This window comes from Photobacterium obscurum, assembly GCF_026191635.1.
Classification (GTDB): Bacteria; Pseudomonadota; Gammaproteobacteria; order Enterobacterales; family Vibrionaceae; genus Photobacterium; species Photobacterium obscurum.
Window position 1 is genome coordinate 40,102 of record NZ_JAKRRW010000021.1, and the last position, 13,850, is coordinate 53,951.

Consider the following 13,850-nt stretch of genomic DNA (forward strand, 5'->3'; position numbering starts at 1 on the left):
TTCCCCTTTGTAATCTTGATCTTAAAGTTTGGCGCAGTAGTTGCTCAACAAGACGTAACCCGGCTAATTACTTTGGCCTAACAGTCTGAGCCCTACGCATTGCACAACGAAATGTGCTGGCTGTGAAAATACAAGAAAAAAACAGCATCAAGGAGATTTATCATGGGAGACATCATGCGTCCCGTTCCGTTTGGCGAGCTACTCAATCGCATTTTTAGCGAGTATAAAGAGAGCAAGTCAATTTTTGGGATTCCATCGAAGCAGTTCTATCGCAAGGATAATGCAAAAGACCTATCTGTTTGGGGTGAGCACTGCGAAACACCAGTAGGACCTGCTGCCGGCCCTCATACTCAGTTGGCACAAAATATCATCAGTTCCTGGTTGGCTGGTGGTCGCTTCATGGAGCTGAAGACGGTTCAGAAACTGGATCAGTTGGAAATCGCTAAGCCTTGTATCGATGCAGAAGATGAATGTTTCAATACTGAATGGTCGACGGAATTTACACTGATCAAAGCTTATGATGAATACCTGAAAGCGTGGATTGCTCTGCACTTATTGGAAGAGGTGTTTGATCCGCGAGGTGAGGGGGAAGAGAAGTCCTTTATCTTCAATATGAGTGTTGGCTATGACTTATCAGGTATTCAGACCGCACCGATGCAGAAATACATCGATGACATGGTCGATTCCAGCAAGCATGAAAACTTCCATGCCTATATCGCCGAACTTAACGCTTTTATCGCCGATCCTGAGTTTGTAAAAGAGTTCGGTTTTGAGCATCGCATCGAGCGCCTCAATAAATTGTCTGAAACCATCCCTACTCAGCTAACCCGTGGTGTGACGCTTTCTACCATGCATGGTTGCCCACCGAACGAAATCGAAGCTATTTGCCGCTACATGATCGAAGAGAAGGGTATCAATACCTTTGTTAAACTAAACCCAACGTTATTGGGCTTTGAGCGTGTTCGCGGCATTCTCGATAACGCTGGTTTTGACTACGTTGCGTTGAGCGAAGAGTCATTTAGCCACGACCTTCAGATTGATGACGCCAAGGCGATGTTGCACCGCCTGGTGGATCTCGGCAAAGAAAAAGGCATTGGTTTCGGGGTTAAGCTAACCAATACCCTTGGCACGCTAAACCGCAAGGGCCGCTTGCCTGATAAAGAAATGTACATGTCTGGCCGTGCCCTGTTCCCGTTATCAATTAATGTTGCGCTAGAACTGTCTCGTGAATTTGATGGCACATTACCGATCTCATATTCAGGTGGTGCGAGCAAGTTCAACATCAAAGAGATATTCGAAACCGGTATTCGTCCAATTACCATGGCAACGGATCTGCTCAAGCCGGGTGGTTACCTACGTTTGGCCGATTGTGCTCAAGAGCTGGAAACCAGTGAAGAGTGGGGCATGCAGAAAGTTGACCTGGTTAAACTAGAAGCATTGGCGGCGAAATCGTTGGTGGCGGACTACGTCCAGAAAGAGTGGCGTGGTCCGGAAGAGATCAGTGTTAAGAAAGCCGTGCCGCTTACCGACTGCTATGTTGCGCCATGTGTGACAGCCTGTCCTATCAGCCAGGATATTCCTGAGTATATTCGTCTGATGGGTGAACATAAATACACCGAAGCACTGGAAGTGATTTACTCGCGTAATGCTCTGCCTGCAATTACCGGCCACATCTGTGATCACCAGTGTCAGTACAACTGTACCCGTCGTGACTACGAAGGTGCGCTGAACATCCGTGAAATGAAGAAAATTGCACTGGCGAAAGGCTGGGATGGCTACAAGGCTAAGTGGCATGAGCCGGATATGGACAAAGCCAAGCACCCTGTTGCGGTAATTGGTGCCGGTCCTGCAGGCTTGTCTGCAGCTTACTTTATGGCACGTGCCGGTCACCCTGTCACCGTGTTTGAGAAAGAGCACAATGCCGGTGGTGTAGTGAAGAACATCATCCCTCAGTTCCGTATTCCAGCCGAGGTGATCCAGCACGATATTGATTTCGTTAAAGATCACGGCGTTCATATTGAGTACGGCTGTAATCCGAATATGACTGTGGAAACACTGAAGTCTAGCGGCTTTAAGTATATCTGTCTGGGTATAGGTGCTGATAAAGGCAATCCGATTTCACTGTCAGGTGATAATACCAAGGTGTTCAAGTCGCTCGAATTCCTCCGCAGCTTTAACGATGGTGAGAAGCTGGAACTTGGCAAGCATGTAGCTGTTGTCGGTGCCGGTAACACAGCGATGGATAGTGCCCGTGCCGCCCTTAAGGTTGACGGTGTCGAGAAAGTTACAATCCTGTACCGCCGTACGATTGCTGAAATGCCTGCGTACAAGGAAGAGTACGAAGAAGCTGTGGAAGATGGCGTTCAGTTCATGTTCCTGACCAACCCTGAGCAGTTCGATGCTGATGGCAAGCTGACAGCCCGTGTGATGGAGCTGGGCGAGCCAGACGAGAAAGGCCGTCGCCGTCCGGTGGCTACCGACAAGACCGTTGAGCTTCAGGTAGATGCACTGGTAACCGCTGTTGGTGAACAGTCTAACCGTGACGTACTGAGCCGTATCGGTATTCCGATGGGTGAAGATGGCTGGCCGGCTGTCGATGCGAAGACTTGCGAGACCGCAGTTGAGAATGTCTTCCTGATGGGTGATGCCCAAACTGGCCCTTCTTCGATTGTTTCTGCCATTTCTGGTGGCCGTAAAGCGGCTACTGCAATTCTGGAGCGCGAAGCTCAATTGGATCAGCCGCAAGAAGTTTCTTCAGACGTGAAGGCTGAGGCCGTTTACGCCCGTAAAGGTGATATTCAGGTCAAGATGATCAGCGCGAACAAGCTTGAAGAAGCCGATCGAGAAGACTTTATCGAGCAAGAAGCAAAACGTTGTTTGGAATGTTCGTATATCTGTAGCAAGTGTGTGGATGTGTGTCCGAACCGCGCCAATATTTCATTGCCAATTCCTGGTTTTAAAGATCAGTACCAGACATTGCATATTGACGCCTACTGTAACGAATGTGGCAACTGTGCCCAGTTCTGTCCATGGGACAGCAAACCGTACAAAGACAAGTTCACCATCTTCAACCTGCGTGGTGACTTTGCCGACAGCACCAATTCTGGTTTCTACATCGAAGGCGAAGAAGTACTTGTCCGCACTCAGGGCGAAACATATACCTTCAGCATTAATGAGCAAAGCGAACTGGATATGCCTGAGTCGATGGCAGATGAAGCAACCATGATCAGCTATGTGCATGCAAATCATCGTTATCTTCTTGGCAAAGTGGATGTATAGGTGAGGAGTCAGGAATGTTATTACTTAAAAATGCAACGGCAGTGCAGTTTGAACCTGCACTGATCAAAGAAAGCGTTGATATCGTTATTGATGGCGGTGTGATCAAGGAAGTTGGCTCAGATTTGGCGGCTAAATATCCTGATGCCACCATCAAGGAGATGAAGGGTAAGTTGGTCATGCCGGGTATTGTCTGCTCGCACAACCACTTCTACTCAGGTTTGGCGCGCGGCATTATGGCCGATATCAAACCGAGCCCGGATTTCATCTCGATTCTGAAGAACCTTTGGTGGCGGATGGACCGCGCCCTTGACGAAGAAGCGCTTTACTACAGTGGCCTGATCTGCTCGCTGGAGGCGATTAAGAACGGCTGTTCGGCGGTGATCGACCATCATGCTTCGCCAAATTACATTGCCGGCTCACTTAATACCCTGCGAAAAGGCTTTTTGAAAGCAGGCCTACGCGGTATGACCTGCTACGAAACCACTGATCGTAATGGTGGCATGAAAGAAATGATGGCGGGTGTTGAAGAAAACATTGCCTTTGCCCAGCAGATTGACCGGGCTAAAGCCGAAGGTATCGAGCCATATCTGGTGGAAGCTCATATCGGTGCCCACGCACCATTTACGGTGACCAACGAAGGGCTGTCAATGATGGCCGAGGCGGTACAGGTGACCGGGCGTGGTATTCACGTTCATGTCGCGGAAGATCGTTACGATGTGACCCACAGTCATCATCACTACAGCCAGGATATTGTTGAGCGCCTGGACAGTTTCGGTCTGATCAATGAAAAGACCCTGCTGGCACATGGTCTGTTCCTATCCGATCGTGATATCGACATCCTGAATGCCAAAGATGGCTTCCTGGTTCATAACGCGCGCTCTAACATGAACAACAATGTTGGCTATAACCACAAGCTGACCCGCTTCAAAAACCTGGCATTGGGAACCGACGGCATTGGTGCCGACATGTTCGAAGAGCTCAAGTTTGCCTTCTTCAAGCACCGTGATGCTGGTGGTCCGCTGTGGCCGGATAGCTTTACCCGCAGCCTTTGGAACGGTAATGAAATCCTTGCCCGCAACTTCGGCGCCAAGTTCGGTCGTCTAGATGCTGGCAATAAGGCGGACTTGACCATTCTTGATTACACCAGCCCGACGCCATTTGTGGCAGACAACCTGCCGGGTCACATTGCGTTTGGTATTAACGCGGGCAACGTCAACAGCGTGATCGTTGAAGGGCGTTTTGTGTACGAGGATCGTGCGTTCCCATTTGATGTTGCGCCTATTTATGCTGAAGCAAGCAAAGTGGCCCAGCGTCTTTGGAAAACCATGGATCAATTAGACTAATGTGAGAACCCTGTATGGATACGGTTAATACTAAATTCAAGTGGTCCGAAGCCACTGGTGAAGCTAAGTATATTGCCGACCGCCATTACGAGGGACTATTAGAAGGGCGGTTCTACCGCTCTTCTTGCCCCAGAGGCGTAATAAAATCGGTTGAGATCCCGGAATTGCCTGAAGGCTACCATTTGTTTGGTGCCGATGATGTTCCGGGACAAAATGTACTGCCAATTGTTGAGATTGATTGGCCAGCATTCGCTGACAAAGAAGTCCGTTACGTAGGCCAGGTGATCTATTTACTGGTCGGCCCCAATCCCGATGTTATTGAACAATTACTGCAACAAATTAAGGTGGACTACTCACCACTGACGCCCGCTTATACGATTGAGCAATCGAAAGCACTCATCGATGGCGCCATTCATTCAACAGACAATGTACTTGATACCCATGCGTTGACTAAAGGTGATATCGACGAGGGTTTTGCACAAGCTGTTACGATTATTGAAGAAACGTGCAGTACGGGTTATCAGGAGCATATCTATCTCGAAACTCAGGGGTGCGTTGGCTACCCCAAAGATGGCAAAGTTGTCATTGAAGGATCGATGCAATGTCCTTTCTATGTTCATCACTGTATGGCCGTAGTCCTCGGTCATGACCATGTTCGCGCGATTCAATGCCCGACCGGTGGTGGTTTTGGTGGTAAGGAAGACTATCCGGATGTACTGGCAGGCCCATTGGCGGTTGCGGTCAATAAACTTCAGCAGCCTATTCGGATTGTGCTGGAACGCAGCGAAGATATTGCCTTTACCTCGAAACGCCATCCGGTCGAGTTCCACTATAAAACCGGGATCGATGCTGATGGCAATATTGTCGCGATGGACGTGAAGTTCGACGTAAATTCCGGTGCCTACCTGAGTCTGTCAGGCATAGTATTGCAGCGGTCGATCACTACGGTCACCAACGTCTACGATATTCCAAACGTTCGTGTTGAAGGTCATGCCTGGACCACCAATACGGTACCGACTGGCGCGTTCCGTGGCTTTGGTTCCCCGCAAACCTGTTTCTGCATGGAAACTCACATCAACCATGTGGCAAAACAGTTAGGACAAGACCCAGCCGCTTTCAAACAACGTCACTTCCTGAAGGCGGATTCCACTACCATGACCGGTGCCAAGATCTTTGGTGATCTGGTGCTTGATCAGATGTATGAACGCATTCTGGAGATGTCGGATTATCACACCAAAACTGCGCTCTATGCCTTTCAGCCCGAACAGCACGAGAATTGTCTCGGCAGTGGCAAGCGAAAAGGCATTGGCCTAGCAGTCTTCCAGCATGGCTGCGGTTTTGCCGGCGATCTGGAAGATACTCTGGTACGCGCGAAGGTGCGACTCATTAAACTAGAAAATGATGACGTACAAATCTTGGCCTCGAACACCGATATTGGCCAGGGGCTTAGCCTGACATTCCGCAAAATTGTCGCCGAAACGCTCAATAAACCATTAGAGACGATCCACTTGGCAGTGCCGGATACCGGTATTGTGCCGGATTCCGGTCCGACTGTAGCCTCGCGTTCTATCCTGATTGTCGGCTACTTGCTGGAGAAAGCAGCACAAAAACTGCAGCTGAACTGGCTGGAAGGTGAGAAGCAGGAAATCGAGGAAGTGTATCGCAAGCCTGATTATCACGTCTGGGACCAGAATACCTATCAGGGCAACGCCTATCAGGCGACTAGCTACGGCATGAACGTGGTGGAAGTCGAAGTCGATATGGCGACCGGTGAAACAGATATCATCGGTGCATGGGCGATGTATGATATTGGCCGGGCGATTGATGAAAAAGTCTTCAGGGGGCAGATCGACGGTGGTTTGGTGCAGGCTCTTGGCTACGGGAGTTGCGAGAAAATGGAGCTGAACCAAGATGGGGTATTTGCTCAGAAAACCATGGCCGATTACGTGATCCCGACGGCACTTGATGTTCCGACCATTGAAAGTGGGCTGGTTGATAATCCATACCCGTTTGGGCCAAACGGTGCCAAGGGGGGCGGTGAACTGACTCACAATGGAGGGGCTGCCGCGTTTGCCGCTGCAGTAGAAGCGGCGATTGGCAAGCCATTGTCCTCGATCCCGGTTACGCCGGAGAAAGTCTGTCAGGCACTGTATGCGTCTGATCAGTCGGCAGGAAAAGTAGCTAGAGGTAAGGCGCAATGAATATCGAGTTCTATCTAAATAACCAGCTTATCACGGTAGATGTCGACCCAATGCAGTCATTATTGAATACATTGCGCGGCAATCTAAAACAGACAGCTACCAAAGAGGGATGTGGCGAAGGAGAGTGCGGAGCCTGCTCGATCTTGTTCAACGGCAAGCTGGTCAACGCCTGTATGATGCCGATTGCTCAGGCTCAGGGCGCCGAGCTCATGACTCTGGAAGGCTTGCGTCAGACCGAAAAGGGTCAGTGTGTGATTGATGCCTTGCTTGAGGCAAAAGGGGTTCAGTGCGGTTTCTGTACTCCCGGTATGGTGTTGGCGCTTTATGCCTTGCTTGAGGCAAATGCCAATCCGAGCGAACAGGAAATTCGTACTGCTATTTCAGGCAACCTGTGTCGTTGTACCGGCTATGGCATGATCATCGATGCGGCCAAGATTGCTGCCACCAAAGGAGAAGGGTTATGGTAACTGTCTATCGTCCTGAGACCTTGGAGCAAGCACTCGATAAACTGGCGGTTGGTGATCATACCCTGTTTTCCGGCGGCACAGATCTGATGGTCAGGCACAGTGTTCGCCCGGGGATGAGCCCGAGCTTTTGCCGTGACGTGGTGTTTGTCGATGCGATTGATGAGCTGAAACATATAACCCAGGCCAGCCTTGAGCCAGATCGAGATGGTGGCGTTGATTCAGGGATATTCATAGGTGCCGGAGTCACATTGAGTGAGATTGAGTGCCATCCGTTAATCCCCGATGTTTTGCGTCAAAGTGTGGCGAAAATTGCTGCGCCGGCATTGCGAAACCGAGCAACAATGGCTGGCAATATCTGTAATGCCTCTCCTGCTGCCGATTCATTGCCCGCGTTGTATCTGCTTGATGCCCGTGTGGTGTTGTCATCAGTGCAAGGGCAACGCGAAATGGCCTTGGAAGATTTCGTTCTGGCTCCGGGGCTAACCCAGCTCAGACAAGGTGAGATGCTGACTCATGTTGTGATACCACAGTCGGATTTGCCGATCACCTTTTATCATAAGGTTGGTACCCGCGCAGCCAATGCACTAACAAAGTTGTCGGTAGCTGGTTTGGCAAAGGTCAAAAAAGGCCGAACCGGCAAAGGTAAGCTAGTAGATTGGCGGGTTGCGTTTGGGGCTGTAGGACCGACGGTTGTCCGTAGTCGTGAGCTGGAATCGCTTCTGATTGGGCAACCGACCGAAAAATTAGCAAAGCCACGGTTTGTTAATGAAGTAGTGGGTATGTACAGCGAGATCATTCGTCCTATTGATGACCAGCGATCAACTGCCGAATATCGTCATCAGGCATCCCTCAATCTATTACAACGTTGGTTGTCTCAACTCAGCGTTCAATAGTGTTATACCCAAGTAGCTTGAAGTTACTTGGGTATATTCCATCCTCTTTTTTATTTTCTTTCATGTTTCAGGGGGCGATGGCCCCTTTTTTTTGTTTTTGATTGTAGTCATTCAGGAAGCTTGTTTATAAACTTTCAAAAGTCGGCACCCATCCACCCGGAGGGTGCAAATCGAGGCGTTCTTTGCGGCTAGAGGCGCGCCCGGAGATCAGGAAGCGTCTCCCTTTATAGGCCCAAACCCGTAAATCGCTCCACAGAGGGTGGTTAGTCTCCGGCAATAGCTGCGATTTCTCGGCAATCTGTTGAGCAATATACGGATGTCCTTTTGCCAGTAGTCGTTGCAATCGATGTTTTCCGATTTCATGGCTGTTGAGTACCCCAAGGCTGGCATGACCATGGGTGGGCTTAAAAACAAAATCGGCTTTTTGTTCTGCGAGTTGGCTCAGGTTTGCTTCAGTCAGCAGGTAGGTTGCAGGAACATGGCTGCTTAGCATTGCCCGTTCGTTTTTCTTAATTCCGAGTTCATTATCCCAATCTGGCCGTGACAGATATTCCAGTAGTCGCTTGTCGCTTTTTGTTGCGTAGCTGAAAGGGTTGGGGGCGACATACACACTGCCACTTTTATAAGCCTGGTTTAATGGTGTAAAAATGGCATCCTGCCACAGAAAGTCGGTAGAGCGGTTGATGATGAATGCCACTGGTTTTCCTGCCGTCTGTTCTCCTGAACCTTCAAGCAACAGCAGTTGCCTGCCGTCCCAGTAGAGTGACTCAGGGGAATCAATGGCAGTATGCCATCCTTGCCCTTGGGCTATCTTAGCTAATAGCTGGTGTTCGTGACGGAATCTCCCTGTTTGCAAGGACTCACTATCATCGAGGATCAATAGCAAGCCATCGGGCTGTTGGCCGAAAAAGGCATGGCTTTCGGCGGCTATCATTGTTTGTATCTGGCTGCAGAGTTGCGCGTAACAAAGGGGAGGCTTGACGCTATCATTTGCCTCTGTTGCTGATGCTTCCGTTGTTTTAGACAAAAATAGGTCGTAATACACCTGGTTGATAAGACCCGCGAAGAGGAAACCTGAGCCGTTGTCATTGAATTCGATCAGTTGCCACTGGTGGGGATGTTCTGGCGGCAGATGTATATCCCAGGCACTAAAAAAACAGGTTTCGCAATGATGTATCTGGGCAACCTCCGGTGTTTCCCTAAGTGCAGTGCTAAGCCATGCCGTGCGGCTTGTTACCTGCTCAAATATTTCAATAAACTGGTCTATCTCATGCAAAACGTCACCGGGTATGGTCTGGTGCATAGGAATGGTCGAGAAATCGGATGGTATTCCCGATGAAAGGAGATGCTGCTGTAACTGTTCTGCTTGTTTAACCATCCCGATATCCATCAGAAGTTCGGTTGCGATACCGATTGCTTGTTAGAAGTCTAGCAGTCTGTAGTGTGTACTTTAAGTTCGCTTGTCTCTCATCGCTATCAATATCAATTTGATAGTGGACGTATTAATTTGATAGATAACAGGCGCGGAGTGAGAAGCGATCTTATTTAGGCATTGGGCTCTCGTTATATTCCTTTCTTGAATCAAAGTGATCACATTGATTTAGTTCTCATTTCTGGTCTGATTTCTGACCGCGCTCACGAAACTCATTTCTTATCCGAGGGATTAAGAAGTTTGGCTTAATAGTTGCCTTTTTAGTGCTTAAGAAATTCAAAAAACTTCATTACCTCTGTTTTCTTAAAGAGATGCATGAACCGAAATATAAGTAGAATTCTAAAAAGGTAAGAAAAATGATTGAACACTACTTGAGACCCGACTCCACTGCCCAAGCGCTCGAATTGATGCAGCAACATGCTGGCGCTGCTACTTGGTTTGCTGGCGGTTCGAAATTAAATGCTGCACCAACCAAGACGGAAAAAACGGTAGCAATCTCTCTTGATAACCTTGCTTTCGATAAAATCGAGCAACAAGGCGAGGCCCTGCATATTGGCGCGATGTGCCACATCCAAACTTTGATCGATAGCGAGTTGGTACCTGTGGCACTAAAACAGGCAGCGGCTTTTATCTATTCACGTCATATTCGTAACCAGGCCACGCTGGGTGGCGAGATTGCGGCCTTACAATCAGAGGCTCTGTTGGTGCCTAGCCTGATGGCATTGAATGCCTATGTGGTGCTGGCTGATGGCCGTGAGGTAGACGTCGAAGCCTATATCAGTAACGATGACCGTGACCTGATTGCCAAAGTGATTATTCCGGATGTGAACCTTACCTGTATTGGATACAACATTGCTCGTTCTGCTGCAGGTCTGGCAGTTGTGACGGCTGCAGTATCAATCGACAAAGCTGGAAATAAAATTATTGCCCTCGACGGAGTATCACCGCTTCATAATGGCGCGGCCAGACCTATCCGCTTGCGAGATGTCGAGAAGCAAGACTTAAAAGGTGAATTGTTAGAACAAGCGGTTGCTGATGCAGTACATCCTGTGGCCAATATCATCGGTAGCGTTGAATACAAACGCTATATCGCTGGAGTAGTCGTTACCGATCTACTGGCAGAATGCCAGCACTTGGTTGAGGAGGCGTAATCATGACTATCAACTTTACTCTTAATGGTCGTCCTCAAGCGCTGGAATGCCGTCTTGGTGAAAACGTACAAACATTGTTGCACGGATTGGGTTTGCACTCGGTGCGCAATAGTGATGATGGTTTCGGCTTTGCCGGCTCTGATGTCATTTTAGTCAATGGTACGTTAAAGAATGCTTCGTTGCTGGTCGCTGCTCAGCTAGAAGGCGCTGAAGTTAAAACGGCTGAATCACTCGGCGAGTGGAACCAGTTAAGCTTGGTACAGCAGGCGATGATTGATGTCGGTGTGGTTCAGTCAGGCTATAACGATCCGGCGTTGGCTTTGATCCTAACTCAATTGCTTGAAACGAATCCTCAGCCAAACCGCGAAGAAATTGATGATGCGCTATCGGGGCTATTTAGTCGTGATGCCGGCTATCAGCAGTTTTATGAAGTGGTTGAGTTGGCGGCAAAGCGTCTGGGCGATCCCGAATATCAGCAGCAGTTTGCGCCCGAGTTCCGCGACGATCTGACCATTGTTGGTAAAAACTGCCCGAAGATCGATTCGGCAAAAATGGTGCAGGCTAAACCTTGCTATGTTGAAGATAGAATTCCGGCCAATGCCTGCGTGATCAAGATGCTGCGTAGCCCGCATCCGCATGCTTGGATCAAGCATCTGGATGTCAGCAAGGCTGAAGCACTACCGGGCGTGGTATCGGTGATCACGCACCTAAACTGCCCAGATGTTCCTTATACCCCTGGTGGTCAGAGTGCGCCAGAGCCTTCACCGCTAGATCGTCGTATGTTCGGACAGAAGATGCGTCATGTGGGCGATCGTGTTGCTGCGGTTGTTGCTGAAAGTCCAGAAATTGCTGAGCAGGCACTGAAGCTCATCGAGGTTGAATTCGATGTGCTCAAGCCGGTGATGACTATCGATGAGGCAATGGCCCCTGAAGCCCCAATCATTCACAACGAGCCAATTGAGTACGGTGTGGGCGCGCCAGAGGATCTGGAAGAGCAAAACCGCGATGCTGACCCTCGCGAAGGTAAACTGATAGTTAACTTCCCGATTGGTTGTTTCCCTCGCAAGAATATTGCCGCTAGCGTTCGTGGCCATATCGGTGACTTGAACAAAGGCTTCGAAGAAGCCGATGTGATCATCGAGCGTACTTACGAATCTAAACAGGTTCAGCAGCTGCCGGTCGAAACCCATATCTGTTACAGCTATATGGATGGCGAGCGTCTGGTCATGCACGATTCTACTCAGGTGCCATGGCACGTCCGTCGTCAGGTGGCGAAAATCTTGGGTGTGAAACAGAACAAGGTTCATATCGTCAAAGAGCGTGTGGGCGGTGGCTATGGTTCTAAACAGGATATCTTGTTGGAAGATGTCTGTGCCTGGGCAACATGGACAACCGGTCGTCCGGTGTATTTCCATCATACCCGCGAAGAAGAGTTCATTTCTAACTCTACTCGCCACGTTGCCAAAGTTACTGTGAAGCTGGGCGCGACTAAAGACGGCAAGCTAACGGCAATTGACATGGAGTTCCGTGCCAATACCGGCCCTTACGGTAACCACGCACTGACAGTACCGAGCAATGGTCCTGCACTATCTCTGCCGCTATACCCATGTGATAACGTTGATTTCCGAGTAACGACATACTATTCCAATATCTGTCCTACTGGGGCATATCAGGGATACGGCGCGCCGAAAGGTAACTTCGCCCTCACTATGGCAATGGCCGAGCTGGCAGAAGAGTTAGGCATTGATCATCTTGATATGGTTGAGAAGAACCGTGTTGTGGAAGGTCAGGAGCTGAAGATTCTGGCGGCGATTGGTGAAGGTAAAATGCCAACCTGTGCACCGAAAGTACATAGTTGTGCCTTGGAGCCTATCTTGCGCGAAGGACGCAAGTTGATTGAGTGGGATTCGCCTAAGACGGCTGAAGGAGACTGGAAAGTCGGTCGCGGTGTGGCAATCATCCAGCAGAAATCAGGTATCCCTGATATCGACCAGGCCAACTGTAGCATCAAGATGGCTTCTGACGGTACGTTCATCATCCACTCAGGTGGTGCTGATATCGGTACAGGTTTAGATACGGTAATTAACAAGCTAGCGGCGGAAGTGCTTTGCTGTCCAATGGACGAAATCACTGTTCATTCCGGCGATACGGATCATGCGCCATTTGATAAGGGGGCGTATGCTTCCTCGGGTACATGTTTCTCAGGTAATGCAGCCAAGCGTGCAGCAGAAGCCATGCGTGAGAAAATCCTTAAGTGCGGTGCCGAGATGCTGGAAGAGTCGGTCGAAGATGTCGAAATCGTCGCACCAGGCTTTGTCAAAGGCAAGAAAGGCCAGGTGAGCTACTTTGATATTGCCCACAAGGCTGAAAGTGGTACCGGTTGGGGGCAGCTGTTGGCATCAGGATGCTTCACAACACCTGAGTTTGCATTCCCATATGGGGCAAACTTCGCTGAAGTTGCAGTAAATACCCGTACTGGTGAAATCAAGCTGGACAAGTTCCATGCCTTGCTCGACTGTGGTACACCAGTGAACCCGGATTTGGCTTTGGGGCAAATTTACGGTGCAAGCATGCGCGCTATCGGTCACAGCTTAACTGAAGAGCTGATGTATGACGAAAACGGTATTCCGCTAACCCGCGACCTGAAGAGCTACGGTGCGCCGATGATTGGCGATATCCCTCGCGACTTCAAAGCGGTACTGGTTCCGAGTGATGATCCTGTCGGACCTTATGGTGCCAAGTCGATTTCTGAAATTGGCGTTAATGGTGCCGCCCCGGCAATTGCCTCGGCAATCCATGATGCCTGCGGGGTCTGGATTCGCGATTGGCACTTCACACCAGAGAAGGTACTTCGCGGTCTTAATAAGCTCTAAGTAATACATGAAGCGGTCATTTTTCAGGGGATGGGAAAATGGCCGCTTCTTTATCAAACGCTTGTTTGGTATTTCTTGCGAGTGAGCTGTCATAGCGTGGCCGGTATGGGCTGATCTGATTTCAGTCGCGGTGTTATGGGGTGAGGCAACACTTAGCTAAAGGGCTAAGTGAGAGACCCTTGGGGAATTTCTGGCTAGGTTATCGATTCTA

The 13,850-nt window shown here is 49.5% G+C and carries 8 protein-coding genes; 7 read left to right on the forward strand and 1 reads right to left on the reverse strand.

Annotated features, from left to right (window positions below):
- Positions 1 to 162: 162 nt before the first annotated feature.
- Genes ygfK through MD588_RS20550 form a run of 5 tightly spaced genes read left to right on the forward strand, consistent with a single transcriptional unit; the run spans position 163 to position 8,183 of the window.
- Positions 163 to 3,279, forward strand: coding sequence for a putative selenate reductase subunit YgfK (gene ygfK / locus MD588_RS20530; protein WP_265699558.1), 3,117 nt, complete (start codon positions 163 to 165; stop codon positions 3,277 to 3,279).
- A 14-nt stretch (positions 3,280 to 3,293) separates the two neighbouring features.
- Positions 3,294 to 4,622, forward strand: coding sequence for a putative aminohydrolase SsnA (gene ssnA / locus MD588_RS20535; protein ID WP_265699559.1), 1,329 nt, complete (start codon positions 3,294 to 3,296; stop codon positions 4,620 to 4,622).
- A gap of 14 nt (positions 4,623 to 4,636) precedes the next feature.
- On the forward strand, positions 4,637 to 6,823 hold the full coding sequence (locus MD588_RS20540) for a xanthine dehydrogenase family protein molybdopterin-binding subunit (protein WP_265699560.1): 2,187 nt from the start codon (positions 4,637 to 4,639) through the stop codon (positions 6,821 to 6,823).
- On the forward strand, positions 6,820 to 7,290 hold the full coding sequence (locus MD588_RS20545; protein WP_265699561.1) for a (2Fe-2S)-binding protein: 471 nt from the start codon (positions 6,820 to 6,822) through the stop codon (positions 7,288 to 7,290). The genes MD588_RS20540 and MD588_RS20545 overlap by 4 nt, the downstream gene beginning before the upstream one ends.
- Entirely contained in the window at positions 7,284 to 8,183 is a 900-nt protein-coding gene (locus MD588_RS20550) for an FAD binding domain-containing protein (protein WP_265699563.1), read from the forward strand. The genes MD588_RS20545 and MD588_RS20550 overlap by 7 nt, the downstream gene beginning before the upstream one ends.
- A 124-nt stretch (positions 8,184 to 8,307) precedes the next feature.
- Here MD588_RS20550 and MD588_RS20555 read toward each other — a convergent pair whose 3' ends face one another.
- Positions 8,308 to 9,561, reverse strand: coding sequence for an ATP-grasp domain-containing protein (locus tag MD588_RS20555; protein ID WP_265699564.1), 1,254 nt, complete (start codon positions 9,559 to 9,561; stop codon positions 8,308 to 8,310).
- Between the two features lie 410 nt (positions 9,562 to 9,971).
- Here MD588_RS20555 and ygfM point away from each other — a divergent pair, with 410 nt between their 5' ends.
- A complete protein-coding gene (ygfM, locus tag MD588_RS20560) occupies positions 9,972 to 10,766 on the forward strand; it encodes a molybdopterin-dependent oxidoreductase FAD-binding subunit (RefSeq protein ID WP_265699565.1) in 795 nt (264 codons plus the stop codon).
- Between the two features lie 2 nt (positions 10,767 to 10,768).
- Positions 10,769 to 13,639, forward strand: coding sequence for a molybdopterin-dependent oxidoreductase Mo/Fe-S-binding subunit (locus MD588_RS20565; RefSeq protein WP_265699566.1), 2,871 nt, complete (start codon positions 10,769 to 10,771; stop codon positions 13,637 to 13,639).
- Positions 13,640 to 13,850: the final 211 nt, after the last annotated feature.

Bases quoted from the DNA above. Each gene is read 5' to 3' on its own strand.
- ygfK (WP_265699558.1), top strand. From the start codon at position 163: ATGGGAGACATCATGCGTCCCGTTCCGTTTGGCGAGCTACTCAATCGC.
- ssnA (WP_265699559.1), top strand. From the start codon at position 3,294: ATGTTATTACTTAAAAATGCAACGGCAGTGCAGTTTGAACCTGCACTG.
- MD588_RS20540 (WP_265699560.1), top strand. From the start codon at position 4,637: ATGGATACGGTTAATACTAAATTCAAGTGGTCCGAAGCCACTGGTGAA.
- MD588_RS20545 (WP_265699561.1), top strand. From the start codon at position 6,820: ATGAATATCGAGTTCTATCTAAATAACCAGCTTATCACGGTAGATGTC.
- MD588_RS20550 (WP_265699563.1), top strand. From the start codon at position 7,284: ATGGTAACTGTCTATCGTCCTGAGACCTTGGAGCAAGCACTCGATAAA.
- MD588_RS20555 (WP_265699564.1), bottom strand. From the start codon at position 9,561: ATGGTTAAACAAGCAGAACAGTTACAGCAGCATCTCCTTTCATCGGGA.
- ygfM (WP_265699565.1), top strand. From the start codon at position 9,972: ATGATTGAACACTACTTGAGACCCGACTCCACTGCCCAAGCGCTCGAA.
- MD588_RS20565 (WP_265699566.1), top strand. From the start codon at position 10,769: ATGACTATCAACTTTACTCTTAATGGTCGTCCTCAAGCGCTGGAATGC.